Genomic DNA, 26,674 nt, shown 5'->3' on the forward strand with positions numbered 1-26,674 from the left:
GCGCGAGGGTGAAGCGCAAGGCCGTGGGCTTCTACTGGACGCTGCCGGTGCCCTGGGCGGGGTTCACCACGCTGCCGGCGGATATCGAGGCGGCCGCCAGGGGGAGCCGCACCATCGCCTATCAACGCGCGCTGATCCACGCCTTTGCCGCGGCGGAGGGATATGCGCTCGTCGAGGAAGCCGCCTTCCTCGAGATCGAACCCGACCGCGGGAGCAGGTTCATCGTGCCGGCGCTGGAGCAGGCCGCGGCGCGGTGCCGCGCGCACGGCGCGATCCTCCTGTTCGTCGAATTTTCGGGCGCGCAGGGCTGGCGCAGCCACGCGCCGATGATGGAGTGGCTGCGCCGGGCCGAGATCGAGGCCCTGCCGATCGCGGCCTCTCCGCTGGTGGTCGCGGGCGAGCTGTTCGATCCCCATGCCCATTTCGCCCGCTGGCGCGCCCGGCAGAAGGAATGGTCGGCGGGCAAACCCGCGCGGCGCGCACAGGCGCTCGCGCGGGCGCGGGCGCTGCGCGCCGAGGGCCTGAGCCATGCCGCCATCGCCCGCCAGCTCGAAAGCGAGGGGCTGCCCAGCCTTTCGGGCAAACCGTGGACTGGCGAGAGCCTGCGGAAGCTGCTCAAGTCCTGCTGAGCGGCCCCACAAGGCCGGCCGCTCACATGCGCGGCACGGCGAGCTTCTGGCAGGTCATCGGCATCATCCGCCCGACCGTCCAGGTTGCCTCATCGCCCTTCGACCAGAACTGGTGGGTCGCGCTCATGTATTTCGCGCCTGAGGCGGCCCCGTCCGCCGGCAGGATCACGGGCGCATTGTCGTTCATCTGCACGCTTACCCGGTTGCCCTTGAGATAATCGACCTTGAGCCGGGTGCCGCCGCCGCAATCATAATAGCTGCTTGCGCCCGGCCCGCCCGCATTGGTCTGGCAGCCGGCCAGCGCGAGCGCGGCAAGCCCCGCGGCGATGATGGCGTGTTTCATGCGATCCCTCCCCCCTTCGCAGTAATGGGCAAGAGGATACACCCCTTCAGGCGGCGCGCAAGGCGTTCAGGCGCCTGGCCGGCGGTCAAGCCAGCGCGCCGCGCGCACGCCAAAGGTGATGAGGAAGGGCACCAGCACGAGGCTGAGCGCGACCTTGGCGAGCACCTGGCCGATGACAAGATCGGTGATGTCGAACTCGCCATAAAAGGCAAGGGTGATGAAGATCACCGAATCGACCGCCTGGCTCAAGGCCGAGGCGATCGCCCCGCGCAGCATCAGCCCGATCGTCCCCTCGCCCGCGCGGCCTCCGCGCAGCCGGTCAAACAGCCAGATGTTGAGCAGCAGCGAGGCGATATAGGCCGCCGGGCCTGCCAGCCACACCCGCCAGGTGGCGCGGTGCACCCGTTCAAAGGCCGCCAGATCCTCGGGCCGGAAGGCCAGCATCTCGGCAGAGGCGGGCAGCGCCAGCACCAGCTGCATCAGCAGCGCGGAAAGCGCGAGCGGCAGGAACCCCCACCACACGATCTTCTGCGCCATCGCCCGCCCATAGAGCTGGGCGAGCGTCGAAGAGATCACCACCAGCAGCAGGAAGGCGAAGATGCCGCTTTCCACCGCCAGCGTGGTGGGCCACAGCCGCACCTGCTTGAACGCCAGCACCCCGGCGAGCACCGTCATCCCGCCATAGACGAGGGTGAAGACGAACAACCCAAGCGGGATCGCAGGGCCGCTTGCCGTGCGATCGGCGAAGGGAGCGATGGCGGGCGCGCTGGGAGGCGCGGCGGGGGGCGCAGGTGGCGTCTCGTTCATGCTGCGGGCCTAGCCAGCCGCGCGGCAAAAGGAAAGCCGCGCCGCTGCCGCTTATCAAGCACCGGGGCGAGGGTGGGGGAAGGGACAGGCCCCAGATCGCCGGGGCTAATCGCGCGATCCGCGCTTGCCAGCGCGCGCTTTAGCTGCCACGCCAGCGGCGATGCGCGTCGGGTGGCAGCCTGGCGCACGTCGCGCCTGCCACATCAACCCACTGTGCCGCGCAAGGGGGGCACCGCTGCCGTGAACGAGAGTTTCGCGTCCACTTTGCTCAGCCTGTTCGGCGTGCTTGCCATTCTCGCGCTGGCCTTTGCCCTGTCATCGGCAAGGCGGCAGATCAATCTGAGGGTGGTGGGCGCCGCCTTCGGCCTCCAGGCGCTCACCGCGTTGGTGGTGTTGCGCACCGACATCGGGGTGGCGGTGATCGGTGGGCTTTCAAACGGGGTGATCGCCCTGCTCGATTATTCCAAGGTCGGCATCACCAGCGTGTTCGGCCCGATGGAGAGCAACCCCTTTGCCAATACCTTCGTGATCGCGGCGCTGCCGGTGATCGTGTTCTTTGCCGCGATCGTCTCGATCCTCTATCACCTCGGCGTCATGCAGCGGCTGGTGCGCTGGGTGGGCGGAGCAATCGGCTGGATCACCGGGATCGGCAAGGTCGAGGCGCTGGGGGCGGCGGCCAATATCTTCGTCGGCCAGTCGGAAAGCCCGCTGGTGGTGCGCCCCTATCTCGCCGCGCTGCCGCCTTCGGGGCTGTTCACGCTGATGAGCGTGGGCATGGCGGGCGTGGCGGGCACGATCCTGGCTGCCTATGCCAGCTTCATCGGCACCGAGGCGGTGCCCTTCCTGCTCGCGGCGGCCTTCATGTCGGCCCCGGGGGGCATCCTCATGGCCAAGATCATCATGCCGGATGATCCCGCCGCCAGCGCCGCGCATGATCACGCGGTGGCCGCCGCGGCGGTGGCGCTCGCCCGGGGCAAGACCAAGCCGCTCACCGAGGCGACGCGGGTGGTGATGTATGACGAGAATGGGCGCGAGGTCGAACTGCCCCAGGCCCGCATCAGCGCGGTTGGCCCGGCGGCGATGGTCGAGAGCGGCAAACCCGACGAGGTGAGCGCGGCCGAGACCTTCGAGGAGGGCCAGCGCCCCGCCAACATCATCGAGGCCGCCGCCCAGGGCACCCAGACGGGGGTGAAGCTGGCGGTGGCGGTGGGCGCGATGGTGATGGTGTTCGTGGCGCTGGTGGCGCTGGCCAACGGGATGCTTGCCGGGATCGGCGGCGCCATCGTGGGCCTGGCCGAGCGCGCCGGCACCCCGCTGGGGCCCGAGGCTGCCGCATGGCTCGAAGGCATGAGTTTCCAGCGGCTGCTGGGCTATCTGTTCGCGCCGGTGATGTTCCTCATCGGCATTGCCGATTGGCAGCAGGCGCAGATCGCCGGGGGGCTGTTCGGCACCAAGATCGTGCTCAACGAATTCGTCGCCTTCATCGATCTCGGCGCGCTCGGCGAGGGCGCGCTCACCCAGCGCAGCAGGGCGATCGTCACCTTTGCCCTGTGCGGCTTTGCCAATTTCTCCTCGATCGCGATCCAGATGGCGGTGACGGGGGGGCTTGCGCCCAACCAGCGCCCGGTGATCGCGCGGCTCGGGCTCAAGGCGCTGGCCGCCGGGAGCCTTGCCAATCTGATGAGCGCGGCGCTCGCCAGCCTGTTCCTGCCGCTTTAGGCCCTTGGCAGCGCCGCGGGCGCAGGTGTAAGGCCGCGGCCATGACCACCACCGCCCCCGAGATCGCCCCCGGCATCGCCAGCGTCTCGCTCGCCCAGCCGCTCGAGACCATCGCCGATGAACTCGGCCGCTCCTTTGCCGAATATGGCTTTGCCGTGGTGCGCGATCACGGCATCCCGGAAGACCTGATCGCCGCGGCCGAAGCTGCCTCAAAGGCGTTTTTTGCTCTGCCCGAGGCGGTCAAGCGCGCCTATCACATCCCCGGCGGCGGCGGGGCGCGCGGCTATACCCCCTTCGGCACCGAGAAGGCCAAGGATGCCGCGGTCTTCGATCTCAAGGAGTTCTGGCATGTCGGGCGCGATCTGCCCGAAGGCCATCCGCTCGCCTCCTACATGGCGCCCAATGTCTGGCCCGCCGAGGTGCCGGGCTTTCGCGAGACCATGCAGGCGCTGTTTGGAGCCTTCGAGACCGCCGGGGGCCGGGTGCTCGAGGCGATCGCGCTCCACCTTGGCCGCCCGCGCGATTTCTTTGCCGCAAGCGTCAAGGACGGCAATTCGGTGATGCGGCTGCTGCACTATCCGCCGCTCGGGGAAGATGCGCCCGAAGGCGCGATCCGCGCCGCCGCGCATGGCGATATCAACACCATCACCCTGCTTTTGGGGGCCGAGGAAGCCGGACTCGAACTGCTCACCCGCAAGGGCGAATGGCTGCCGATCCCGGCGGTCAAGGGCGCGCTGGTGATCAATGTCGGCGACATGCTCGACCGGCTCACCAACGGGCGGCTGCGCTCGACCACGCACCGGGTGGTCAATCCGCGCGGGGAAGCGGCGCGGCGTTCGCGCTATTCGATGCCCTTCTTCCTCCATTTCCGGCCCGATTATGTGATCACCCCTCTGCCCGAATGTGTGGGCGATGACGATCCGGCCCCGCCGCCCGCGCCGATCAGCGCGCATGATTTCCTGCTGCAACGCCTGCGCGAGATCAATCTCGCCTGAGCGCTTGCCGCCCCCCGGCGGCAAGGGGCATGGCGGGCGGCGGGAAAATCCTCAGGGCGTTGCTGCGCTGCAACACCCTGTTTTGAAAAGCCCTGAAAAGCGTGGCTTTTGCGTCGCAGGTCTGGCCAGGTCCGAGGGAATCGCGCGGCCTCATCGCGCCGTTTCATCAAACTGTCACAGAACAGTCGCTTTGGCGCAAGCATCGCGGCCTAGGGCCGCCGGGCATGTGACTCTCTCCATCTTGATCAGGGGCCTCATCCATGAAGCTTAAGTATCTGCTTGCTGCGAGCATTGTCAGCCTCGCTGCGACGACCACCATCGCCACCCCCGCCTTTGCGCAGGAAACCACCTCCTCGGTGCGCGGCACCGTGACCGACGAGAACGGCCAGCCGATCGCCGGGGCGACCGTGGTGATCACCCACGTGCCGTCGGGCACCCGCGCGGTGCAGACCAGCGATGCCGCCGGCGGCTTCAACGCCACCGGGCTTCGCCTTGGCGGCCCCTTCACCGTCAGCGTCGCGGCCGATGGCTATGAATCGGTCGAGCAGGAAATCGGCTTCCTCGCTGCCGGCCAGGCCCAGCGTATCAGCGTCCAACTCGCTGAAGTGGGCAAGACCATCGTGGTCACCGGCGCGCGCACCCGTTCGGCGATCACGCTGGCGACGGGCGCGGCCACCGTGCTCACCGCCCGCGACATCGCCGGGGTGGCGAACATCAACCGCGACATCCGCAACCTTGCCGCGCGCGATCCGCTGGTGACGCTCGATGCCACCAATAATGGTGCGATCAGCATCGCCGGACAGAACAACCGCTTCAACCGCTTCACCGTCGATGGCGTGGCCTTCGGCGACCCCTTCGGCCTTGAATCGGGCGGCCTCGTCTCCAGCCGAGGCCCGGTGCCGCTCGATGCGATCGGCGAATTCTCGGTCGAGGCCGCGCCGGTCGATATCCAGCAGGGCTTCTTCCAGGGCGGCGCGATCAACACCCAATTGAAGTCGGGCGGCAACCGCTTCACCTTCCTTGGCTCGGCCTATTATCAGAACGATGATCTGCGCGGCGATCAGGCGCGCGAGCTGACCCGCGTGGGTTCCTTCGATTCGCAGGTCTATGTGGCGCAGGTCACCGGCCCGATCATCAAGGACAAGCTGTTCTTCGCCGTCACCTACGAGCGCACCCGTGACACCGTGCCGGCCGATGTCGATCCGAGCCAGCTCGGCATCACCCAGGCGCAGATCGACCAGATCAGCTCGATCGCGCAGAACGTCTATAACTTCGACACGCTGGGCGTTGCCAATGACATCGTCGAGAAGGACGACAAGCTCGTCACCAAGCTCGACTGGAACGTCGCCGACGGTCACCGCCTGACCGCGACCTATATCTGGAACGAATCGGCCCAGCTTGCCGGGCAGACCGGCACGGCGCAGATCGTTGCCGCCAACCCGACCTACAACCTGCTGTCGAACAACTACACCCAGGGCGCCAAGAACCACTTCGGCATCATCCAGTCGAACAACCAGTGGTCCGACAGCTTCTCGACCCAGCTGCGCGTCTCCTATGCCGATTACACGCGCCTCCAGGTGCCGGTGGGCGGCAACCGCGATTTCGGCCAGTTCCAGGTCTGCCTCGAGCCGATCGCCTCGGGCAACCCGCTGCAGTGCCCCTCGGGCGTGCGGCGGATCAACTTCGGCCCGGACATCAGCCGCCAGGCCAACGAGCTTGAGAGCCAGAGCCTTGCGGTCGAGTTCCAGGCGACGCTCAAGCTCAACAACCACACGGTCAAGCTGATCGCCGAGCGCCGCCGCCAGGACGTGCGCAACCTCTTTGCCCAGCGCGTCTCGGGCGCCTGGCTGTTCGACGGGATCGACCAGTTCCAGGCTCGCCAGGCTGCGGAAGTGGATATCGCCGTGCCCCTGCGCGGCGGGATCGACACCGTCACCGCCGATTTCCAGAACAACAGCTGGACCTTCGGCATCATGGACACGATCGACGTGACCGACACGCTGACGGTGGTGGCGGGGATGCGCTACGACCTGTTCGACACGCCCGACATCCCCTTTGCCAACATCAACTTCCTGGAGCGCTTCGGCTTCTCGAACACTTCGACGCTCAACGGGCGTGACCTGTTCCAGCCGCGCTTCGGCTTCAACTGGAAGCCGACCGACCGGCTGCAGGTGCGCGGTTCGGCCGGGCTGTTCGGCGGCGGCAACCCGCTGGTGTGGATCTCGAACAACTATTCGAACCCCGGGCCGACGCTGGGCCGGGCGCAGGTGCGCCGCAATGCCGATGGCACCTTCTCGATCGCCGGGATCTCGGGTCTCACCAATGCGCAGGTGCAGGCGATCGGCGCGGCCACGCTCAACAATGTCTCGGGCGGCACCGGCATTCCGCAGTCGCTGATCGATGCGATCCGCACCGCGGGCACCGCGGCGGCGCCGACCAATGCGCTCGATCCCAACTTCGATCCGCCCTCGCAGTGGCGTTTCTCGGGCTCGGTCGATTACGAGGCCGATCTTGGCTTCCTCGGCGATGGCTGGAACCTCGGGGTTGACGTGATCTACTCCAAGGTCGAGGACGCGCTGGAGTGGACCGATCTGCGCTCGGTGGCGACCAATTCCACCCTGCCCGACGGGCGCCGGCGCTACAACATCCTCACCGGTTTCACCGGCACCAACACCGACATCCTGCTGACCAACACCAGCTATGGCGACAGCTGGAACGTGATCGCGCGCTTCAACAAGCGCTGGGATTCGGGCTTCTTCCTCAACGGTTCCTACACCTATCAGAACGTTGACGATCAGAACCCCGGCACCAGCTCGGTGGCGTTCTCGAACTACACCAACACCGTGTTTGCCGATGATCCCAACTTCTCGGCGCAGGGCATCTCGAACTACCAGCGCGATCACCAGTTCCGTCTGGTGGCGGGTTTTGACGGCAACATCTTCGGCGACAACAACACCCGCGTCGAGCTGTTCTACAACGTCCGTTCGGGCCAGCGTTACAGCTACACCTTCATCGATCAGGCCTCGGGCAACAACCGTTCGGCGATCTTCGGGGTTACCGGGCGCAACAACCGCGGCCTGATCTATGTGCCCAATGTCAGCAGCCCGACCGCCGATCCCAGGGTGAGCTATGCCCCGGGCTTCGACTTCGCCGCCTTCCAGGCCTTCGTGCGCAGCTCGGAGCTGGCCGATTACGAAGGCCAGATCGCGCCGAAGAACATCGCCAAGACCCCGTGGGTGCACAAGCTTGACCTTTCGGTCCGGCAGGAACTGCCCTTCGTGCTCGGCGGCAAGATCGAGCTGCTCGCCGATGTCGAGAACGTGCTCAACCTGATCGACAGCGACTGGGGCACCATCCGCCAGGTGGGCTTCCCCTACACCGCGCCGGTGGTGAACGTGCAGTGCGTCCAGAGCGTCGGCGGTGCGGCCACGGCCAACCCCTCGCAGCCTTGCGCGCAGTATGTCTATTCGAACTTCCGCGCGCCGGTCGAAGCGACCCAGATCAATGGTTCGCTCTGGGGCGTGCGCTTCGGGGTGCGGGTCAAGTTCTGATCTTCCCCCCAAGGCCGAAACAACACAGGCTCACGGAAGGGCGGCCCGGCAACGGGTCGCCCTTTCTGTTGTGTGGGGTGCGGTGGGGGCAGGCGCCGCCCGACGGGAGAGCCTTCTAGGAGGTGGGGGCGGTGTGGGCCGCGGCTTCGGCCAGCAGGGCCTCGGCCAGCGCTTCCGGCGCATCCCCGGTGCCTTCGGCCTCGGCCAGCGCGCGTTCGAGCGCGGCGGCGCGGACCCCGAGCGCGGCTTCGCCAAACAGCGCGGCGGTGCCGGCAAGCTTGTGGAGCTGCTGCGCCAGCGCGGCGCGCGCCGCGCTCGGGCCGGCGCCAGCGGCAAGCACCCCACCTGCGAGCGCCGCGGCCACGGCCTCGAGCGTTTCGCGCCGCCGCGCCTGCCAGCGCGCCATCAGCCGCGGCGAGCGGGTGAGCGCGGCGAGCTGCGCGGAGGGGCGCGGCGCGGGGGCGGGGCCTGGCGCACCGGTCTCGACGATCCGGGTGGGCAGCCAGCGCTGCAGCGCCCGGGCCAGCGCGGCGAACCCCACGGGCTTGGCAAGGTGCGCCTGCATCCCGGCCGCCCGGGCCGCGGCTATGTCTTCGGGAAAGGCATTGGCGGTGAGCGCGATCACCGGCAGGAGCCCCGGCCCGATCCCCTCGGCCCGGATCGCACGGGTGGCGGCATAGCCATTGCAGCCGGGCATCTGCACGTCCATCAGCACGAGGTCATAGAGGCGGCCACGCAGCAGCGCGTCGATCACCATCGCGATCGCCTCGTTGCCGTCATGCGCTTCCTCGACCTCCTGCCCGCAGCGCTCGAGCATCTCGCGCAGCAGCACCCGGTTGATGTCGTGATCCTCGGCGAGCAGGATGCGCGAGGCCTTCGGCAGATCGCCCGGCGGGAGCGATTGGGCAGGATCGGGCGCGGGCAGCGGCGGCGGCGCGGGCGGGGCAAGGGTGGCCGGCAGCACCAGGGTGAAGCGCGAGCCGCGGCCCGGGGTGCTTTCCACCTCGATCCGCCCGCCCAGCAGGGTGGCCAGCTGGCGGCTGATCGACAGGCCAAGCCCGGTGCCGCCGAAGCGCCGGGCGGTGTCGGCCTCGCCCTGGGTGAAGGGCTGGAAGATGCTTTCGAGCCGGCCCGGGCTGATGCCGATGCCGCTGTCCTCCACCATCACCCGCACCTCCTGCCCCGCGAGGCACCAGGAAATGCGGACATGGCCCGCCTCGGTGAACTTGACCGCATTGCCGATGAGGTTGAGCGCGATCTGGCGCAGCCGCAGCCCATCGGTCAGCAGCCGGGGGCTGGCCGGGCCAGCCTCCGCGCCCGGGGCGTCTTGCCGGCCGACAAATTCGAGCCGCAGCCCCTTGCGCTCTGCAGCGATGCGGTGCAGCGCTGCGCATTCGGCAAGGCTCGCCTCGAGATCGACCGGGGCGTGATCGATGGTGAACTGGCCGCTTTCGATCTTGGACAGGTCAAGCACGTCGTTGAGGAGCATCATCATCGAGCGGCCCGATTCGACGATCAGCTCGGCAAAGCGGCGTTGCTCGGCGCTGAGCTCGCCCTGCAGCATCAGCTCGGCAAAGCCGAGCACGCCGTTCATCGGGGTGCGGATCTCGTGGCTCATGTTGGCGAGAAACGCGCTCTTGGCCCGGGCCGCCCTTTCGGCGTGGCGGCGGGCGCGGGTGAGCAGTTCTTCCAGCTCGACCCGCTCGGTCACATCGCGTGCGGCCACCACTACGCCTTCGCGCGCGCCGGTTTCAGGGTTGCGGATCACGGTGCAATCGGCCTCGAGAAACACCGGCGTGCCATCGGCCGCATCGGCGAAGCGGCGATAGGTCACGCGCTCGCGCTCGCTGATGCCGCTGGTGAGCCGCGCCATCGCCTCGGTGACGCGGGCGCGGGCCTCGGGGTGGAGCCGCCCGGTCAGCGGCTGGCCGAGATAGGTCTCGGGCGCCGCGCCCATCACCTCGCGCACCGAGGGCGAGGCATAGGTGCACATGCCCGCCAGATCGAAGCGCAGGATCGCATCGCTGATATTGGCAGTGAGCAGATCGATCTCGCGCTTGCCCGCCTCGAGCCGCGCCATGATCCGATCACGCCCGGCAAGGATCGCCGCGACCGGCAGGCCGGTGAGGAAATTGGCGGCGATGAAGGCCTGGAGCAGGTGCAGCTCGGCGATCTCGCCCGCGCCGACCGCGGCGATCGGCCCCTTGCCGGCCCAGGTCATCCCCCCGGCCACCAGCGCCACCCCCGCGACATTGAGCGCGCTGCCGAGGCTGCCGAGGCGAAAGGCATGGAGCAGCGTGATCGGCTGGATCAGGAACATCAGCGGGTAGTGGGTCTGGTTGAAGACCAGGAAGGCGCAAGCCATGCCCCCGGCGAGCAGCGCCAGCGTTTCGGGCGGCGTGGCCGCCCCGCGCGCCAGGGTGCCGCGCGCGCGATCGACCAGCAGCAGCGCGGTGGGCACGATCAGCACCATCGCCGTGCTGGCGGTGAGGAACCAGGCGATCGCCCCGGCGCGCAGGCTCTCGAGGCTGGTGGCATAGGCGGGCGCGGCGATCAGCGCCGACAGCCCCGGCCCCACCAGCCCCCCGGCCCAGATGAAGCGCGCAAGATCACCGAGGCGGTTCATGTCGGGCGCCCGGCGTCCGGGCCGCCGGGTGAGCGCCAGCACCGCGATGAGCTCGACCAGGTGCGCAGCGGCAAAGGCCAGCGCGTGGGCGAGGGGCAGGCCAGACAGGGCATAGGCCGCAAACGCGGCGGCAAGGCAGGCACCAAGGAGGGGCAGCTCGCTTGGCAGGCGGGCGCGCAGCAACAGCGCGAGCGCGCAGGCATTGGGCAGCCAGATCGGGCTGAGCGGCGCCTCGGCCCGGGAAAGCGCCAAGCTGAGCGCGGCGAGCGCGAGATAGGCCGCCCCGGCGATCAGGGCGGCGCCAAGGCTGGCCCGATCGACCGGCCCGGCAGCGATCTCCAACCGCGCCAGACCCCGCGCCCGACCCCGCGCCAGACCCCGCGCCAGACCCCGCGCCAGACCCCGCACGGGCGCCCGCCCAAGCGCCCACCTGACCAATGGCATCAGGGCCGGCACCGCGCGCTGCCCCCGTGAGGCCGCGCTCATCCCGGCTGTTTGCGCGCGCGGCCCCACGGCAGCGGCACAGGCGCCCGCGGGTGCGACGCCCGGGGCTGTCTCACCGGGTCGCGCATGGACGCACCCGTCCCTGCCCGCGCCATTGCCGCAAGCGCGGCACGGCGCGGCATCGGCGCTCGCCCCGTCTGCGCCCCGATCATGGTTCCACGCAAAGGCGATTCCCGGCGCTCCATCGCAATCGACCCGCGCTGTGATATAGGCGCAAGGGACAACCCGCCGCACAAACCGCATCCGCAATGGAGCAATCGCGCCCCGTGAGCATGCCACCGCCGCCCGAGGAGCAAGGCTTTCGCGCTCGCCGCCGGCGGCTGAGCCTGCCGCTGGTTGCGGCGATCGTGCTCTTACATCTCGCTGTGCTCTATGGCCTTACCCGCGCGCTCGCCCCCGATCTCACCGCCAGGGTTGAGCGCGAGGTGATCGCCGCCTTCAGCGTCACCGTCACCGCCCCGCCCGATCCGCCGCCCGAAACCCGCTCCGAAGCGGAGCAGGGTGCGGCGGGCGATCAAGGGCGGAGGGCGACACCCCGGCCCGAGGCCGCCCCATCGCCGCGGGTGGCGGTGCGGCCCGATCCGCCGCTTCCGCGCGTGGCGGCAAGCGGCGCTGCCGCCAGCGCCGGGGCCGCCGATGCCGGCGCTGGCACTGGCGCTGAAGGCAGCGGCGAGGGCCCCGGCAGCGGCGCTTCCGGCAGCGGGCGCGGCGCAGGCCTTGCGACCAAGCCGGTGCACATCTCGGGCCGGATCGACAATGCCCGCGATTTTCCCGTGCCCCCCGGCGGGCGGGCGGCGCGGCGCGGCACCGAGGTGATCGTGCGGGTGATCGTCGGCACCGATGGCCGCGCGCGCAATTGCACCATCTACCGCCCCAGCCCCGATCCCGAGGCGGACCGCATCACCTGCCAGCTGGTCGAGACGCGGCTCGGCTTTCGTCCGGCAACCGATGCCGCGGGCCGACCGGTGCCGGCGCCCTTCTACTGGCGCCAGCAATGGTTCTGATCCTGGCCCGGCCAGCCCCGGGCGCGGCGCAGCCTGCCTCTTGGCGCTGGCATCGCTGGGCGCGCCTGATATAGCGCTGCGGTGCACCAAAGGGGAGGGCACGTGCCGAGCATCCATCCGGTGATCCTGTGCGGCGGCAGCGGCACGCGGCTGTGGCCGATGAGCCGCAAGGCCCGGCCCAAGCCGTTCCTGCCGCTCCTCGGCGAGGAAACCCTGTTCGAGGAGGCGGTTGGGCGCCTTGCCGGCGATGCGCGCTTTGCCCCGCCGCTGGTTGTGGCCGGCGCGGCGCATGCCGATCTCATCACCGCCGCGCTCGGCGCCGCGCCGGGGGCGCGGCTGGTGATCGAGCCGGCGGCGAAGAACACCGCCCCGGCGATCGCGCTCGCCGCCGCGCTGTGCGCGCCCGATGACGTGCTGCTCGTGTGCCCGAGCGACCATCACATCGCCGATGCCGACGCCTTTCGCGCCGCGGCGCTGGCGGCGGCGGCGCTGGCGCGCGAAGGCTGGCTGGTGGCCTTCGGCATCACACCCGATCGGGCCGAGACCGGCTATGGCTATCTGCGCCGGGGCGCGCCGCTGGCCGGGGGCTATGCCATCCGCGAATTCGTCGAGAAGCCTGACGCCGCGCGCGCCGCGGCTTACCTTGCCAGCGGGGAATATAGCTGGAACGGCGGGATCTTCGCCTTTGGCGCTGGGCAACTTCTCGCTGAACTTTCCGCCCATCGCCCGGCCATGGCCGCGCAGGTGGCCGAGGCGGTGGCGGGCGGGCGCTGGGACGGGGCGCGCTTCCACCCGGCCGCGGCGCCCTTTGGCGCGATCGCCGGCGAATCGATCGACTATGCGGTGATGGAAAACACCGCCCGCGCGGCGATGGTGCCGGTCGAGATGGGCTGGTCGGATATCGGCAACTGGGCCGCGCTCGCCGAGGCGCTGGCGCATGAGGCCGATGCGGCGGGCAACATCACCCGCGGCGCAGCGGCTGATCTTCTCGATTGCCGCGGCGTGCTGGCGCTCAGCGATGGCCCGCGCATCTCGGCGGTGGGGCTTGAAGAGGTGTGCATCATCGTTTCGGGCGGCGAGGTGCTGGTGACCACCCGCGCAGGCGCGCAGGCGGTGGGCAAGCTGCCGGGAGCGCAGCACCAGTGAGCGCCGCCTTCCCCGTCCGCCAGCTTGACACCCGGATGGTGGCCAAGGTCTGGGGCCGCGAGACGCTGCCCGCCCCCTTTGCCGCGCCGCCGGGCACGCGCATCGGCGAGATCTGGTTCGAGCCGCCGCCCGAACTGCCCGAGGTGCTGGTCAAATACCTCTTCACCTCGGAAAAGCTCTCGGTGCAGGTGCACCCTTCCGATGCCGAGGCGCGCGCCGGCGAGGCGGGCAAGGAGGAATGCTGGCTGGTGCTCGAGGCCGAGCCGGGGGCGCGCCTTGCGATCGGCTTCACCCGCGAGGTCAGCACCGAGGAGATCGCCGCGGCGGCGCGCGACGGCACGATCGAGGCGTTGCTCGCCTGGCACGCGGCGCGCCCCGGCGATCTGTTCTATCTGCCCGCGGGCACCGTCCATGCCATCGGCCCGGGGCTGGCGCTGGTCGAGGTGCAGCAGGCGAGCGACACCACCTTTCGCCTCTATGATTATGGCCGCCCGCGCGCGCTTCACCTCGACCGTGCGCTCGCGGTGGCGCGGGGCGCCCCCTATCCGGCGCAGCACCGCCGCAGCATCGCCGATGGACAGGTGCTGGTGGATGGGCCGCATTTCCGGCTCGACCGGGTCGAAGGCGTGCCCGATGCGGCGACCCATGCCGCCTATCAAGGGCCGCTGCTGGCGCTGCCGCTTTCCGGCGCGCTGGCCGCGCGCGACGGATCGCTGCGCGCCGCGGCGGGCACCTGCCTTGTGGCTGACGGGCTTGCCAGTCTCGATTTTGCCGCCGCGGGGGTGACGCTGCTCACCCGGGCGGCCTGATACCAAGGGGGCGATGCGCCTCGCGCATCGCCCCTTGGTCAAGCCCGTGCGGCGCTTGCGCATTTCCAGCGCGTGATGCGCCAGCATCTCAGCGCGCTGATATCAGGCATCGGGCAGGAGCCGCGCCAGATCGGCCAGGCCATAGGGCTTCCTCAGCACCGCTGCGGCCCCCAGCCGGGCGAAATCCTCGGTGTCCTCGGCATAGCCGGTGGCAAGCACGAAGCGCACGCCCCCCGCGCGCAGCGCCGCGGCGATGGGTTCGGCCGATTCGCTCCCGAGGTTGAAGTCGATGATCGCCAGCTCGGGCGGGCTGGCGGCAATCGCGGCGAGCGCCTCGGCGACGCTCGCGGCAATCGTGACTTCGGCGACACCCAGCCGCTTGAGGCTTTCGGCGGCATCGAGCGCGATGATGATGCTGTCTTCCACCACCAGCGCGCGCGCGGGGCGGACGAGGGTGGCAGCCGGCGCTGCGGCAGGCGCCGCGGCGGGCGGCGCGGCCGCGGCGGTGGGGGCGGCGGGGGTGGCCGGCTCGGCCGCGCGCGGGGCGAGATGGCGCGCGGGGATGACGAAATCGGCCTCCAGCCCGGTCAGGCGAAAGTTGAGCGTGGCGGTGCCGCCAAGCTCGTGCGGGATCGCCCGGGTGATGATGGTGGAGCCGAAGCCCTCGCGCGCCGGGGCGGTCACCGGCGGGCCGCCGCTTTCGCGCCAGGCGATCGCCAGATCGCCCCTCGCGGTGCGCGCGAGGCTGACGCTGACGCACCCGGCGCGGGCCGAAAGGGCGCCATATTTGGCCGAATTGGTCGCCAGTTCATGCACCACCAGGGCCAGCATGGTATAGGCCGCAGGCACGACCAGCACGTCCTCGCCGGTGAGCCGGAAGCGCGCCGGATCGCCCCCGGTATAGGGGGCAAGTTCTTCGGTGATCAGCCGGGTGAGGCTGGCCGGGCCCCAATTGTGCGCGGTGATGTTGTCATGGGCGGCGGCGAGCGCGGCGATGCGCCCGCCGAGGATAGCGGCAAAGCCCGGCACCGAAAGCGCCTCGGCCTCGGACTGGGCGACGAGCGCGCGGATCAGCGCGAGGATGTTGCGCACCCGGTGATTGAGCTCGGCGATCAGCAGATCCTGCTGCGCGGCGGCGCGCGCGCGCGCGTGCGCGAGATCGGCATTCAGCCGCAGCACCACCTCGATGAGGGTGCGGCGCAGCCCTTCGGCGATCGCGCATTCCTCGGCGCTCCACTCGGCCGAATGGCCGCGCACGGTCTCGACCCAGGCGGCAAAGCTGGCGCGCGGCTGGAGCATCTCGCCCGGGGGCGCGGCGGCCTTGGCCGGATCGCCCGCCCAGGTGACGATCCGCTCGAGCGGGCGGCGCCACAGCACCAGCACCTCGCGCCCGCCATGCGCCAGCGGCAGCACCAGCGCCCCGGTGGCGCGCTCGGCAAAGGCGGCGGCCTCGGCGATCTGTTCGGCCAGCCGGGTGGTGGCCAGCACCGCCCCGCTCAGCGCCGGCGCGAGCAGCGGGGCGATGGCCGCAAATTCGCCCTCCCTGGGGGCGGCGCCGCTGGCGGAGTAGCGGCCCTCGGCCATGAGCGAGAGGCCGTCATGCGCGATCACCCCGCCAAGAAGCTCGGCGATCAGCGGCAGGCTGTCAGCCAGGCTTGCCCCGCCCGAGAGGCGCAGCAGCAGCCGCTCGTTGAGCAGCCGCGCGCGCTCGCGCAGCCGCTCGCTCTCGGCCAGGAGGATGCGGTCGAGCATCAGCGAGAAGGTCTGGCTCAGCACCTCGGCCACGGTGCGCAGCGAATAGGGCGGCAGGCGCGGGGTGCGGTGGTGGCAGGCGATCATCCCCCACAGCCGCTCGTGCCGCACGATCGCGATCGCCAGCGAGGCGCCCACCCCCATGTTGCGCATGTAGGCAAGGTGCATCTTGGAATGGGCGCGCAGCATCGACATCGACAGGTCGAGCGGGGTGTCATCGGGCCCGCGCGCCGGGATGATCGGCACCGGCTCGGCGTTCATGTCGGCGATCACGCGAAAACGGTTGCGGCGGAACAGCTCACGCGCCTGGCGCGGGATATCGGCAGCCGGGTAGCGCAGCCCGAGATAGGGCTCGAGCGCCGTGTCGCGCTCCTCGGCGATCACCTCGCCGCTGTCATCTGGGTGGAAGCGGTAGATCATCACCCGGTCATATCCGGTCATCTGCCGCACCAGCCGCGCCGCGCTGTCGCACAGTTCGGCAAGGCCGGCGGCCTGTTCCAGCCGGGCGATGGCAGGCACGATCAGGCTGACATGATCGGCAAAGGCATCCGCAGCGTGGGGTTCAAGCTCGATGATCTGAAGGCCGCAGCTTGTGTGCAGCGCGCAATCGAAGCGCGCGCCATTGCCGGCAAGGTCGAGCCCGAAGCGCCGGGTGCAGCTGTCCGGCCCAAGCGGCTCGGCAAGCGCGGCGGTGATGGTCTCGAGCGCGGCCGGGGCGAGGATCGTGGCGAGCGGCGTGCCCGCTGCCGGGGTCGCCTCGAGGCCGAGCATGGCACCGAGGTTGGCCGAGGCATGGGCGATCCGCCCCGCGGCATCGGCGGCAATGAGCGCACCGAAGCCCTGGATCGCGGCGATATGGTGGATCGGCTCACGATCGCATTCGGTGAGGGCATCGCCGCGCGGCTGGAGGTTCATGCGCCCACGCCCTGCGCCGCAAGGTCGCCCTGCCCGGCCCGGGCGACATCGAGGAAATGGGCAAAGACCGCCTCTGCCGCAGCGGCGGCGCCCTCGGCCTCGCGCGGCCCGCAAGGCCGCTCGATCCGTGCGCGCAGCGCCTGCCAGAAGGCGAGCATCGCCCTATCGCCGAGGAAGGCGACCGGCCAGGCGCCCGCACCGATGCGGGTGACGGCGCGGGCGATGGCGCGGTTGCCGAGCGCCGATCCGGCAAGCACCCAGGCCACCCCCAGCACGGCGCCGGCCCCGCGCCCCAGGGCCGCGATCCGCGGGGCCGGGGCGGGCGGCGGCGCCGACGCCGCGCCCAGCGCGGCCAGATCGGCGGCGATCAGCGGGGTCTGCGGCGGGGGGTGCAGCGGCGCCGGGGCATGGGCGGCAAGCCAGGCCTCGACCGGCGCGCGGGCGGCGTGCTGAAGCGCGAGGAAGCGGGCATAATCGGCGCGGCTGTGCCAACCCGCCGCAGCCTGCATCGCGGCATCGAGCAGGCCATGCGCGGCCATGGTCGTACCGCGCAGATGCCCCCTCAGATCCGCGGCCCCCGCGGCGTGGTCACTGGCATGCGCCATCGCCACCGTCCTTCCTGCCCGATCTGGCTGCGTCCCGCTCTGCCAGGCGATCCCGAGTGTAAGGCAAATGAGGCGCGAAAAATGTCCAGCCGTAATGACACATGGCGCCGCCCTTGGCAATTGCGGCGCACGGATGCCGGGCGGCGAGGCCGGCGCCCGTCGAGGCCCGGGGCCTACGGCGCGAGGAGGCGCCCGCCTTCCTTGCGCACCGCTGCCTCGAGCGGGGCCTTCATCACGCTCAGCATCAGCGGCAGCTCCATGGTGATCACCACCTCGCCCTCGCGCACCTCGACCGCGCCGGGGATGGCAATGCCCATCACCTCGGCGGTGAGGTCCATGCGGTCCTCGCTCGGCCAGGCGGTCGTCACCCGGGCGAGGCCGGGGGGGAAGAAGCCGGCGATCTCGTCGGCATGGGCGCGCATCCGCCGGCGCACCTCCTCCTTGCCGAGATCGTGGGGCAGGGTGACGCGCATCGCCTTATCGTTCCTTGCCGGTGGGCATGGCCGAGAAATCGGGCAGGGGCACGCCGGTATCGGGCATCGCGGAAGCATCCTCGAGCGCCGCGGCGCCGCCATAGCGATATTCGAGATAGCGGCTCTTGATCGCCAGATCATCGAGCGCGCCCTCGGCAAGGCGGCGGGTGACCCGATCGACCTCGCCTGAAAGCCTCTCGAGGCTTTCAACGAGGCGCGCGTCCGCGGTCTTGCCGGCATATTCCTCGGCGCGCAGGTGTTGGGGGATCTTGCGGTAATTGTCGATCGTCTCGGGGATATATTCGCCCACCAGCTCGCGCACCTCGGCCATGGCCGGGTGATCGGGGGCGACATGGGCCATCTGGCCGGCGAGCGCATCGAGCCGGGCGCCCAATTGGGCGATGATGGCCTGGGCTGCCGGGGGCAGGGCTGCGCGCTGGGCCTCGAGCCACAATTGCGTGCGCGCCACCATCTGGGCGGGATTGCCCTGTTTCAATTCAGTGCGCCGGGGCACCCTGGTGCGCGGCACGAACAGGAAGAACAGCACCGCCGCCACCACCGCCGCTGCCGCCAGCATCACCCCGGCAAAGCCGATCCCGTCGATGATGATGCCGGTGGCGATCACCGCGGCCATGATGGCGAGCAGCGTTGCGCCGAGACCCTTCATCCGCCTGATGAGGTTCTTGCGCTTCAATTCGGCCGAGCCGCGCCCGATGCTGCCGCGCGGGGCGGCCCGGTGGGTGCCGCCCTCCTGCTGGCGGATGAGGCTTTGGCGCGCCTCTTGCAGGATGCGATCGGATTGCGGCGTGCTGTCGGCCATCACTTGTCCAGCGCGAGGAGCGAGGGGGTTTGCGATGCGACCTTGGCCTGCGCCTGGGCCTGGCCTTCGGCGCGGGCGATGTAGCCCTTGGACTTTTCGACCTCGGCGCTGAGCACGTTCACGGTCTGCTTCATCGAATCGAGCGCGCGCACCTTGAAGTCGTCCACCGCGTCCATGGTGTCATAGATGTTCTGGAAGGCGCGCTGGAGCGTTTCGAGCGGGATGGTGCTGGCCGCGGCCTGCTCGTGGATCTGCGCGGTCTGTTCGCGCAGCAGGGTGCTGGTCGAATCGATGATGTCGCTGGTGGTCTGGTTGAGCGCGGTGATCTGGCCGAGCACGAGGCGCTGGTTGGTCATCGCCTGGGCCACGGTCACCGCGGTGCGCAGCGCCCCCACGGTGGTGGTGCTGGCCCGGTCGACGCCCTTGACCAGTTCGACATTGTTCTTCTTGACCAGATCGAGCGCGAGATAGCCCTGCACGCTCACCGCCATTTGCGTCAGCAAGTCCTGGGTGCGCTGGCGGACATAGAACAGCGCCGATTCGCGCAGCGCCTTGGCCTTGGCCGGATCGCTGCTGTCGAGTTCATTCGCCTTGGCCTCGAGCCGCTCGTCGAGCCGCCGGGCGATGTGGATCATCTGCTCAAGCTCGCCCATCGCCGCCCACAGCTTCTGCCGCTCGGTGTCGATCGCGGCGTTATCGAGGTGCAGCTCCTTCTTGCCACTTTCCAGCCGCTTGAGGATTTCGGCGATGTGCCCCTGGGCGCTGGTGTAGCTGTCGAAATAGTTCTTGAGCTTGTTGCCGAAGGGGATGAAGCCCAAGAGCTTGCGCGGGCCGGACAGCTTGCCCTTGCGCCCCGGATCGAGTTCCTCGATTGTGCGGCGCAGCTCGGCCAGATCCTTGCCCACCCCGCTGTCGGCATCCATGGCGCGCACCGGCCGGTCGAGAAAGCGGTTGGACATCGCCGCCGCCGCGCGGATCTGCTCCTGGCCCATGCGGGTGATCTGATCGACCTTCTCGCCGAACTGGGGAGAATTGGCATCGACGCTGACCAGCTCGTTGACGAAGGCATCGACCTTCATGTCGAGCTTGGATTTCTGTTCCTCGCTCACCGGCACCAGCCCCGCGGCCTGCTCGGGCGCCACCTGCGGCACCGGATCGGGCGGAGTGAGCGAGAAGGCGCTCGCGGTGGCAGTCGCGGTCTCGGTTGGCGTGCTCATGCCGGTTGTGCTCCCTTGGCGGCGCCGCGGCGCCCTCTCCATGTGTATTAGTTATCTAAAACACGCCTTTCAAGCGCGCTGCCATGCTAGGCGCGAAGCAGCCTTGCGTCCATCGCGCCGCGGGGCGCTTGGCAAGCCGCCGCGGGCCGTTCTATCCGGGGGGGGACTATCACGGCACAAAGACAAGGGGAAACGAGCCGATGGACAGCACCACCACCAGCAGCGAGGCCGGCGCGGCGCGCATCGGTCTGCTCCGGGCCCTGGCCGGGGTGCGGCGCTGGTGGAAGGCGAGCGTGGTCGGCGCGATCGATCACGTCGAGGTGATCGACCGCCGCAAAGAGGACAGCGCGCTTACCCAGCACTATCTGTTCATGATCGCGATGAGTGCGGGCATAGCGGTTCTCGGCCTGCTCCTGTCCTCGCCCGCGGTGGTGATCGGGGCGATGCTGCTCTCGCCGCTGATGGGGCCGATCATGGGGCTGGGCTTTGCCCTTGCCATCGGCGATTGGGACTGGCTCAAGCTGGCGCTGCGCACCCTGCTGATCGGCAGCGCCATGGCGGTGCTGCTGTGCGCGGTGCTGGTGTTTTTCTCGCCGATCCAGACTGTGACCAGCGAGATCGCGGCGCGCACCCGGCCCAACCTGTTCGATCTGTTCGTCGCGCTGTTCTCCGCCCTGGCCGGGGCCTATGCGATGATCCGCGGGAAGGAGGGCGCGATCGTGGGCGTGGCCATCGCCACCGCGCTGATGCCGCCGCTCGCGGTGGTGGGCTTCGGGCTTGCCACCTTCAACTGGACGGTGTTCTCGGGCGCGCTGCTGCTGTTCGTCACCAACTTCATCACCATCGCGCTCACCGCCTTTGCCATGGCCAAGCTCTACGGCTTTCGCAATGCGCTGAGCGCGCGCAACACGCTTTACCAGAACCTCGCGCTGCTCGCGGTGTTTGCCGGGCTCGCCGTGCCGCTCGGCTTCTCGCTCCAGCAGATCGCCTGGGAGACCAACGCCCAGCGCCTCGTGCGCGACGAATTGCGCGCACACTTTCCGCGTCCGGCGCAGCTCGATGCGGTCGAGATCGACTTTGCCGCCGATCCGCTCGAGATCAGCGCGATCGTGTTCACGCCCGAGATCCGCGGCGAGGCCGAGGCAGCGATCAGCCGGGCGCTGGCGGCGCGGCTGCGGCGCCCGGTCGCGCTGACCTTGACCCAGACCCAGACCGAAACCGGCGCCAGTGCTGCCCAGCGTGCCCAGCTTTCCGCCACCCGGGCGGCCGAGGAAGCCGCTGCGCGCGAGCGCAACCGGGCGCTGGTCGCCCGGCTGGCGCTGGCCGCGGGGGTGGACGAAGGCGAGGTGATGCTCGACCGGGTGCGCCGCCGCGCGCTGGTGCGCGCCCAGCGGCTCGAGGGCGCGGGCCTGCCGGCCTATCGCGCGCTCGAGCAGCGCATTGCCGCAAGCGTGCCCGAATGGCGGATCGAGCTGATCCCGCCCGCCCTGCCACTGTCGGCGAGCATCCCCGGAACGGGCGAGGCGGGCGCGGATGAGGCGCTGGAACTGGTGGGCTGGGCGGCCAAGCGGCTGGGGCGCGGGGTGGTGCTGACCGGCCCGGTCGAGGATGCCGAGGCCGCCGCCGAAACGCTGCGCGCCGAGGGCGTCACCGTTACCACCCGCCCCGGCACGGCGCCGCTGCGCGCCGACTGGGCCGAGGAGCAGCCCTGAGGCTCAGGCCGCAAGGTCGATCGGCACGATCTCGCCCGCAAGGTAGAGCCTCTTGGCCTTGGCGCGGGAGAGCTTGCCCGAGCTGGTGCGCGGCAGGGTGCGCGGCGGCACCAGTTCGACGATGCAGCTCATGCCGGTGACCGAGCGCACCTTGTCGGCGATCTGGTCGCGCAGGCGGATGCGTTCTTGCGGGTCGGAGACCTTGCAATGCACCAGCACCGCCGGGGCTTCCTCGCCGTTTTCCATCTCGATCGCAAAGGCGGCGATGTCGCCGTGGTTGAAGCCGGGCAGCTGCTCTACCGCCCATTCGATATCTTGCGGCCAGTGGTTCTTGCCGTTGATGATGATCATGTCCTTCGCCCGGCCGACGATGAACAGATAGCCATTGGCGGTGTAGCCCATGTCGCCGGTGTCGAGCCAGGTGTGGCCCTTGTCATCGGGCACGAGGCAGGCCTCGGTCGCTTCGGGATTGCGGAAATAGGAATGCATCACCGAGGGCCCGCGGCACCACACCTTGCCGATCTGGTGATCGCCCTTGGGCCGGCCATCCTCGCCGCGGATTTCGACCTCCATGTCGGGCAGGGGCTTGCCGCAATTGACGATCGCGCGGTAGCGCGCCGGGCGCGAGAGATCGCGCGGGGCGCCCGAAAGGCGCTCCTCCTCGACCAGCTCCACCCGGATGCCCTCGCCCGGGGGCATCACCGTCACCGCCAGCACTGCCTCGGCAAGGCCATAGGAGGGGGTAAAGGCGCTGGCCTTGAAGCCCGCCGGGGCAAAGGCGTTGACGAAGTTCTGCATCACGTCCGGGCGGATCATGTCCGCGCCATTGCCCGCCACCCGCCAGCGCGACAGGTCGAAGCGCTCGGCCACGTTGCTCTGGCTGGAGATGCGGCGCGCGCAGATATCGTAGCCGAAGGTGGGCGAATAGGACAGGGTGTTGCCCGGGTTGCGGCTGATCATGTCGAGCCAGGCGAGCGGGCGCCGGGCAAAGGCATCGGGCTTGATGTAATCGCCCGAGACCTGGTTGGCGATCAGCGAGAGCAGGCAGCCGACGAGGCCCATGTCGTGATACCACGGCAGCCAGCTGACGCAGCGATCATTCTGGCCGAGGTTCATCGTCTCGGCATGGCCGTAAAGGTTGTGCAGCAGCGCCCGGTGGGTGACGGCCACCCCGGTGGGAAAGCGGGTCGATCCCGAGGAATACTGGAGGTAGCAGATATCATCCGGGCTGGCCTGCGGCAGTTCGCATTCGGGCGCGGGGCGGGTGGCAAAATCCTGCCAGCTTTGCGCCGCGCAGCCCGCGCGCGCCGCCGCCGCCGCGGCCATTTCGGCGATCTCCTCGGGGTAGAGCAGCAGCTTGGGATCGCAGCTCGTCAGCTGGATCGAAAGCTGCTCGATGAAGTTCTCCTTGCCCCCGAAGGTGGTCGGCAGCGGCAGCGGCACCGGCCAGGCGCCGACATAGACACAGGCGCAGAACAGCGCGGCAAAATCCGGCCCGGTCTCGGCGATCAGCGCCACCCGGTCGGCCTTGCCGATCCCGGCTGCGGCCATGCGCCGCGCCATCATCAGCGCATCGGCGCGCAGTTCGGCATAGGGATAGACCCGCGCGAGCTGGCCCCGCATGTCGTGGAAGTTGAGCCCCTTGCGGCTCTGCGCGGCATAGTCGATCGCCTCGTTGAAGGTTGCAAACTGCGCACGGATTCGCGGCAGTTCGCAGTCGTTCGGCGTCGGCGTGAGAACGGCGTCGGTCATGATTTTTTCAGCGAAACCCGTCAGTTGCAGCGCTTCTCGCGGGGCGTGCCCACGGGCGCTCTGGCTTTACCCCACAAGGCCGGGCATAGTCCGGCCGCGTCCTGATGTTGCGCATTTGATAAGCAAAGTGGCACGAATAAGGCGAAATGGTTTCAGGTAAAGCGAATTCGTCATCCCGCGGTAGCCGAACCGGGCGCCGGGCGCGCGCGCCGCTCGACGAGGCCGCGCTCGGCGATCTGGCGCTGGCCTATGCGGCGCGCTTTGCCACCACCGCGGCCCGGCTCGAGGCCTATCTCGCGCGCAAGATCGCCGAGCGCGGCCTTGCCGAAGGCGCGAAGGTTGATGTGCCCGCGCTCGTGGAGCGGCTGGTGGCGCTCGGCTATGTCGATGATGCGGCCTTTGCGCGGATGCGTGCGCGTGCGCTAGTTCAGCGCGGCTATGGGGCGCGGCGGATCGCGGCGGCGCTGCACCATGCCGGGGTCGCTGCGCCTCTGCGCGCCGCCCATTCCCCGGGCGAGGCGGCGGCGCGCCGGGCGGCGGTGGTGATGGCGAAGAAGCGCCGCCTTGGCCCCTGGGCCAGCAGCGCGCTCGGGGATGGGTCGCCGAGCGATCCGGCGCGCGCGCGCGCGGCGCGCGAAAAAGCCGTTGCCGCGATGCTGCGCGCAGGCCACCATCCCGATCACGTGCGCTTCATCCTTGCCGCCAGCGGCGAGGAGGAGGTGGCCGCATGGCTGGGTGAGGTCGCCCAGGAGGAAGAAGGAATGGGTAAGGCATGGCTAGCTTGATGCGCTCATGGATGGCGATACTGGCGGGCGGGGCGGCGCTGGTGCTCGGCCTTGCCGGTGCGTCCTGTTCGCCGGGGGAAAGCGCCAGCGCACGGGCGCAGGCTTCGGCCCCGGTCGCTGCCGCAGCAGCGCGCCATCCGGTCTCGGGCCTGCCGGTGATCGACCTCGTGGTCGAGCGCGCCGGCCAGCGCCTGCCCTTCCGGGTCGAGGTCGCCGCCAGCCCCGAGGCCCAGGCCCGCGGCCTGATGTTCCGCGATCGGCTTGGCGAGAACGAGGGGATGCTGTTCCCCTCTGCCGTGCCCGAACAGCGCGCCTTCTGGATGAAGAACACGCCGCTCTCGCTCGACATCATCTTCATCGGCCCCGATGGGCGGATCACCAATATCGCTGCCAATACCGTGCCCTATTCGCTCGAGCCGATCCCCTCGGCGGGGCTGACGAGCGCGGTGCTGGAACTGCGCGGCGGGCGCGCCGCGGCGCTGGGGATCGTGCCGGGCGACCGGGTGATCTATAGCCTGCCGCGCTGAGCCAAGGCCGGTGAGCGGCGGGCGGGGGCGCACACGCCCCTTGGCGCTCCCGGGCAAATCGGCTAGGCGCTGCGCCCATGGGAATCCTCAAAGAGATCTTCACCTGGTGGGACGGCGCCACCATCGGCACCCGGCTGTGGGCGGCGCGCGTCGGGGCCGAGCATGTCGGCACCGATGCCTTTGGCAACCGCTATTACCGCGCCCGGCCCAAGGGCAGCGGCGCCAACACCGGCTCCTACACCGGGCGCGAGAAGCGCTGGGTGGTCTATAACGGGCCCAATGATGCGAGCCGCGTGCCGGCCGAATGGCATGGCTGGCTCCATGGCACCTATGACGAGGTGCCCCAAAGCCACCTGCCCCCGCCCAAGGTGTGGGAGGCCGAATACACCCCCAACGCCACTGGCACCGCGGCGGCCTACGTTCCGCAAGGCGCACTTGAACGCGGCGGCAAGCGGGCTCGGGCGGTGGGCGATTACGAGGCCTGGACCCCGGGCAGCGCCGAGGGCTGAGGCGCGCTCGTGGCGCTTCATCGCCTGGCCGCGCCGCTCGCCGGAATGCTCCTGCTCGCCGCTTGTGACGGGGCGAGCAAGCAGGAGGCGGTGCGGGTCAAGCTGGGCGAGGCGAGCCCGGCGCCTGCGGTCGGCGCGCCTGCCCCGGGCAGCGACAATGGCGGCACCCCGATGGCCGAGCGGGTGGCGGTGCTGGGCCTGCTCAACAAGCGCAACAACCTCACCGAGGAGATCCGGTTGAAGCCCGGCGAGGTGCGCGAGATCGGCCCGGTGATCGTCCGCCTGTCCGCCTGCGAGCGCACCGCACCCTGGGAACTGCCGCAGGAGACCGGGGCCTTCGTGCAGGTTGATATCCGCGAGCGCGGCGAGCCGCGGCACCGGCGGGTGTTCTCCGGCTGGCTGTTCAGGGAATCGCCCAGCCTCAATGTGGTCGAACACCCGATCTATGATGTCTGGGTCAAGGATTGCATGATGCGCTTTCCGGGGGAGGAGGGGCCGGCTGCCCCATCGCCTTCACCGGCTGCGACCGCGCGGCCTGTGGCAACGCCCACGCCCACCCCTGCGCCTGCGCCCGCCCCGGCCGCCACGCCCGGCCCAGGGGCATAGCCCTCGGCAAAGCGGCGCCAGGCGGTCCCCAGGCTGATGCGCGGCTGGCCGGCGGCCGCCTCGAGCAGGGCGCGATATTCGGCCTGCGGCAATTCGCGCGCGCCCATCGAGCGCAGATGCTCGGTCATGAACTGGCAGTCGAGCAGCATGTAACCGGCCTCGCGCAGCAGCGCCACCAGCCAGGTGAGCGCCACCTTGCTCGCATCGGCCACCCGGCTGAACATCGATTCGCCGCAGAACACCCGGTCGAAGGTGACACCATAGAGCCCGCCCACCAGCCGCGGCGCGCCGGCCGCATCGGCCTGCCAGCATTCGAGCGAATGGGCATGGCCGGCCCGGTGCAGGGCGAGATAGGATTGCACGATGCGCTCGGAAATCCAGGTTTCGGGATGATCCGGGCGCGGCTCGGCGCAGGCGCGGATCACCGCCTCGAAGGCGCGGTCGATGGTCACGGTGAAGCGGTCGGCGCGCACCACCTTGCGCAGCGAGCGCGAGACATGGAGGCCATCGAGCGGCAGGATCGCGCGCTCGCGCGGCTCGACCCAGAACACCTCGGTGTCCTCGCGCCGGTCCGCCATGGGAAAGATGCCGCTGCGATAGGCCAGCAGCAGGGTCTCGACCGGGATCGGCGGGCGGGGCGGCGCGTGCATCGGCAAGGCATGATACATGGCCGCCCCACGCGAGGCAAAGAGGATTGCCTCGCGCGCCCGCCTCGATTAAGGGGCCGCCTCGGCCAGTGCAGGGGTGTAGCTCAGCTGGTAGAGCATCGGTCTCCAAAACCGAGGGCCACGGGTTCGAATCCTGTCACCCCTGCCAGGCCCTTCCCGGCCAGCCTATCCCACCATCTGCTGCCCGCCGCTGTGGTGCC

At 69.9% G+C, this 26,674-nt stretch carries 21 protein-coding genes, 1 tRNA gene and 1 pseudogene; 13 read left to right on the plus strand and 10 right to left on the minus strand.

Annotated elements, in window-relative coordinates; translation table 11 throughout:
• Positions 1-8 precede the first annotated feature (8 nt).
• Positions 9-629 (plus strand): recombinase family protein, encoded by a 621-nt coding sequence (locus G524_RS0104065; protein WP_027442568.1) that lies wholly within the window; start codon positions 9-11, stop codon positions 627-629.
• A 22-nt stretch (positions 630-651) separates the two neighbouring features.
• On the opposite strand, the gene G524_RS14900 is transcribed toward G524_RS0104065, so the two are convergent.
• Both G524_RS14900 and G524_RS14905 read right to left on the minus strand, forming a co-directional pair.
• Complete coding sequence (locus tag G524_RS14900; protein WP_036857324.1) at positions 652-972, minus strand: MliC family protein; 321 nt, start codon at positions 970-972, stop codon at positions 652-654.
• Between the two features lie 66 nt (positions 973-1,038).
• The gene (locus G524_RS14905) at positions 1,039-1,779 is read right to left on the minus strand and encodes a queuosine precursor transporter (protein WP_084625043.1); all 741 of its coding nucleotides are present in this window, start codon (positions 1,777-1,779) and stop codon (positions 1,039-1,041) included.
• A 240-nt stretch (positions 1,780-2,019) separates the two neighbouring features.
• Between G524_RS14905 and G524_RS0104080 the strand changes: the two genes are divergently transcribed.
• From G524_RS0104080 to G524_RS0104090, 3 genes are all read left to right on the plus strand, one after another.
• Positions 2,020-3,498 carry a NupC/NupG family nucleoside CNT transporter gene (locus G524_RS0104080; protein WP_245561282.1) on the plus strand — a complete coding sequence of 493 codons (1,479 nt, stop codon included), beginning with the start codon at positions 2,020-2,022 and terminating at the stop codon, positions 3,496-3,498.
• Positions 3,499-3,539: 41 nt separating this feature from the next.
• Entirely contained in the window at positions 3,540-4,493 is a 954-nt protein-coding gene (locus tag G524_RS0104085) for an isopenicillin N synthase family dioxygenase (RefSeq protein WP_027442570.1), read from the plus strand.
• A 260-nt stretch (positions 4,494-4,753) separates the two neighbouring features.
• Entirely contained in the window at positions 4,754-8,044 is a 3,291-nt protein-coding gene (locus G524_RS0104090) for a TonB-dependent receptor (RefSeq protein ID WP_027442571.1), read from the plus strand.
• A 115-nt stretch (positions 8,045-8,159) separates the two neighbouring features.
• Here G524_RS0104090 and G524_RS14910 read toward each other — a convergent pair whose 3' ends face one another.
• On the minus strand, positions 8,160-11,012 hold the full coding sequence (locus G524_RS14910; RefSeq protein ID WP_051220887.1) for an ATP-binding protein: 2,853 nt from the start codon (positions 11,010-11,012) through the stop codon (positions 8,160-8,162).
• Positions 11,013-11,446: 434 nt separating this feature from the next.
• On the opposite strand from G524_RS14910, the gene G524_RS0104100 reads away from it, so the two are divergent.
• From G524_RS0104100 to G524_RS0104110, 3 genes are all read left to right on the plus strand, one after another.
• Positions 11,447-12,178: an energy transducer TonB gene (locus tag G524_RS0104100; RefSeq protein WP_036857402.1), complete on the plus strand. Its 732-nt coding sequence runs from the start codon at positions 11,447-11,449 to the stop codon at positions 12,176-12,178.
• Between the two features lie 102 nt (positions 12,179-12,280).
• On the plus strand, positions 12,281-13,324 hold the full coding sequence (locus G524_RS0104105; RefSeq protein ID WP_027442573.1) for a mannose-1-phosphate guanylyltransferase: 1,044 nt from the start codon (positions 12,281-12,283) through the stop codon (positions 13,322-13,324).
• Between the two features lie 35 nt (positions 13,325-13,359).
• Positions 13,360-14,133: a class I mannose-6-phosphate isomerase gene (locus G524_RS0104110; RefSeq protein WP_051220914.1), complete on the plus strand. Its 774-nt coding sequence runs from the start codon at positions 13,360-13,362 to the stop codon at positions 14,131-14,133.
• Positions 14,134-14,235: 102 nt separating this feature from the next.
• On the opposite strand, the gene G524_RS0104115 is transcribed toward G524_RS0104110, so the two are convergent.
• The 5 genes from G524_RS0104115 to G524_RS0104135 all read right to left on the minus strand — a co-directional run bounded on the left by G524_RS0104115 (position 14,236) and on the right by G524_RS0104135 (position 19,915).
• Positions 14,236-16,800: an HWE histidine kinase domain-containing protein gene (locus tag G524_RS0104115; RefSeq protein WP_027442575.1), complete on the minus strand. Its 2,565-nt coding sequence runs from the start codon at positions 16,798-16,800 to the stop codon at positions 14,236-14,238.
• Positions 16,797-17,405: a heme oxygenase-like domain-containing protein gene (locus tag G524_RS14915; RefSeq protein ID WP_156894004.1), complete on the minus strand. Its 609-nt coding sequence runs from the start codon at positions 17,403-17,405 to the stop codon at positions 16,797-16,799. The genes G524_RS0104115 and G524_RS14915 overlap by 4 nt, the downstream gene beginning before the upstream one ends.
• Before the next feature lie 173 nt (positions 17,406-17,578).
• Positions 17,579-17,878, minus strand: coding sequence for a polyhydroxyalkanoic acid system family protein (locus tag G524_RS0104125; RefSeq protein WP_027442576.1), 300 nt, complete (start codon positions 17,876-17,878; stop codon positions 17,579-17,581).
• Positions 17,879-17,882: 4 nt separating this feature from the next.
• Positions 17,883-18,698 (minus strand): hypothetical protein, encoded by an 816-nt coding sequence (locus G524_RS0104130; RefSeq protein ID WP_027442577.1) that lies wholly within the window; start codon positions 18,696-18,698, stop codon positions 17,883-17,885.
• Positions 18,698-19,915 (minus strand): toxic anion resistance protein, encoded by a 1,218-nt coding sequence (locus tag G524_RS0104135; protein WP_027442578.1) that lies wholly within the window; start codon positions 19,913-19,915, stop codon positions 18,698-18,700. Before G524_RS0104135 ends, G524_RS0104130 begins: the two co-directional genes overlap by 1 nt.
• 200 nt (positions 19,916-20,115) lie before the next feature.
• On the opposite strand from G524_RS0104135, the gene G524_RS14920 reads away from it, so the two are divergent.
• Positions 20,116-21,627, plus strand: a complete 1,512-nt coding sequence (locus G524_RS14920; RefSeq protein ID WP_051220889.1) for a DUF389 domain-containing protein — start codon at positions 20,116-20,118, stop codon at positions 21,625-21,627.
• A 3-nt stretch (positions 21,628-21,630) separates the two neighbouring features.
• On the opposite strand, the gene G524_RS0104145 is transcribed toward G524_RS14920, so the two are convergent.
• Positions 21,631-23,379, minus strand: coding sequence for a fatty acyl-AMP ligase (locus G524_RS0104145; protein WP_027442579.1), 1,749 nt, complete (start codon positions 23,377-23,379; stop codon positions 21,631-21,633).
• 146 nt (positions 23,380-23,525) lie between these two features.
• Between G524_RS0104145 and G524_RS0104150 the strand changes: the two genes are divergently transcribed.
• The 4 genes and pseudogenes from G524_RS0104150 to G524_RS17335 form a co-directional block, all read left to right on the plus strand.
• Positions 23,526-24,164: a RecX family transcriptional regulator gene (locus tag G524_RS0104150; protein WP_027442687.1), complete on the plus strand. Its 639-nt coding sequence runs from the start codon at positions 23,526-23,528 to the stop codon at positions 24,162-24,164.
• Complete coding sequence (locus tag G524_RS0104155) at positions 24,152-24,691, plus strand: DUF192 domain-containing protein (protein WP_027442580.1); 540 nt, start codon at positions 24,152-24,154, stop codon at positions 24,689-24,691. Before G524_RS0104150 ends, G524_RS0104155 begins: the two co-directional genes overlap by 13 nt.
• A 77-nt stretch (positions 24,692-24,768) precedes the next feature.
• Positions 24,769-25,200 (plus strand): NADH:ubiquinone oxidoreductase subunit NDUFA12, encoded by a 432-nt coding sequence (locus G524_RS0104160; RefSeq protein ID WP_027442581.1) that lies wholly within the window; start codon positions 24,769-24,771, stop codon positions 25,198-25,200.
• 171 nt (positions 25,201-25,371) lie between these two features.
• A pseudogene (locus G524_RS17335) lies at positions 25,372-25,608 on the plus strand (DUF2155 domain-containing protein); the annotation flags it as partial.
• 35 nt (positions 25,609-25,643) lie between these two features.
• Here G524_RS17335 and aat read toward each other — a convergent pair.
• Positions 25,644-26,456 (minus strand): leucyl/phenylalanyl-tRNA--protein transferase, encoded by an 813-nt coding sequence (gene aat, locus G524_RS0104170; RefSeq protein WP_027442583.1) that lies wholly within the window; start codon positions 26,454-26,456, stop codon positions 25,644-25,646.
• A 90-nt stretch (positions 26,457-26,546) separates the two neighbouring features.
• Here aat and G524_RS0104175 point away from each other — a divergent pair.
• A tRNA-Trp gene (locus G524_RS0104175) sits at positions 26,547-26,622 on the plus strand.
• Positions 26,623-26,674 lie beyond the last annotated feature (52 nt).

Source organism: Erythrobacter cryptus DSM 12079 (assembly GCF_000422985.1).
GTDB lineage: Bacteria > Pseudomonadota > Alphaproteobacteria > Sphingomonadales > Sphingomonadaceae > Erythrobacter > Erythrobacter cryptus.

Bases quoted from the DNA above. Each gene is read 5' to 3' on its own strand.
- G524_RS0104085 (WP_027442570.1), top strand. From the start codon at position 3,540: ATGACCACCACCGCCCCCGAGATCGCCCCCGGCATCGCCAGCGTCTCG.
- G524_RS0104145 (WP_027442579.1), bottom strand. From the start codon at position 23,379: ATGACCGACGCCGTTCTCACGCCGACGCCGAACGACTGCGAACTGCCG.
- G524_RS0104130 (WP_027442577.1), bottom strand. From the start codon at position 18,698: ATGGCCGACAGCACGCCGCAATCCGATCGCATCCTGCAAGAGGCGCGC.
- G524_RS14920 (WP_051220889.1), top strand. From the start codon at position 20,116: ATGGACAGCACCACCACCAGCAGCGAGGCCGGCGCGGCGCGCATCGGT.
- G524_RS0104115 (WP_027442575.1), bottom strand. From the start codon at position 16,800: ATGAACCTCCAGCCGCGCGGCGATGCCCTCACCGAATGCGATCGTGAG.
- G524_RS0104135 (WP_027442578.1), bottom strand. From the start codon at position 19,915: ATGAGCACGCCAACCGAGACCGCGACTGCCACCGCGAGCGCCTTCTCG.
- aat (WP_027442583.1), bottom strand. From the start codon at position 26,456: ATGCACGCGCCGCCCCGCCCGCCGATCCCGGTCGAGACCCTGCTGCTG.
- G524_RS0104150 (WP_027442687.1), top strand. From the start codon at position 23,526: ATGGTTTCAGGTAAAGCGAATTCGTCATCCCGCGGTAGCCGAACCGGG.
- G524_RS0104155 (WP_027442580.1), top strand. From the start codon at position 24,152: ATGGCTAGCTTGATGCGCTCATGGATGGCGATACTGGCGGGCGGGGCG.
- G524_RS14915 (WP_156894004.1), bottom strand. From the start codon at position 17,405: ATGGCGCATGCCAGTGACCACGCCGCGGGGGCCGCGGATCTGAGGGGG.
- G524_RS14900 (WP_036857324.1), bottom strand. From the start codon at position 972: ATGAAACACGCCATCATCGCCGCGGGGCTTGCCGCGCTCGCGCTGGCC.
- G524_RS0104110 (WP_051220914.1), top strand. From the start codon at position 13,360: ATGGTGGCCAAGGTCTGGGGCCGCGAGACGCTGCCCGCCCCCTTTGCC.
- G524_RS0104100 (WP_036857402.1), top strand. From the start codon at position 11,447: ATGCCACCGCCGCCCGAGGAGCAAGGCTTTCGCGCTCGCCGCCGGCGG.
- G524_RS0104090 (WP_027442571.1), top strand. From the start codon at position 4,754: ATGAAGCTTAAGTATCTGCTTGCTGCGAGCATTGTCAGCCTCGCTGCG.
- G524_RS0104160 (WP_027442581.1), top strand. From the start codon at position 24,769: ATGGGAATCCTCAAAGAGATCTTCACCTGGTGGGACGGCGCCACCATC.
- G524_RS14905 (WP_084625043.1), bottom strand. From the start codon at position 1,779: ATGAACGAGACGCCACCTGCGCCCCCCGCCGCGCCTCCCAGCGCGCCC.
- G524_RS0104125 (WP_027442576.1), bottom strand. From the start codon at position 17,878: ATGCGCGTCACCCTGCCCCACGATCTCGGCAAGGAGGAGGTGCGCCGG.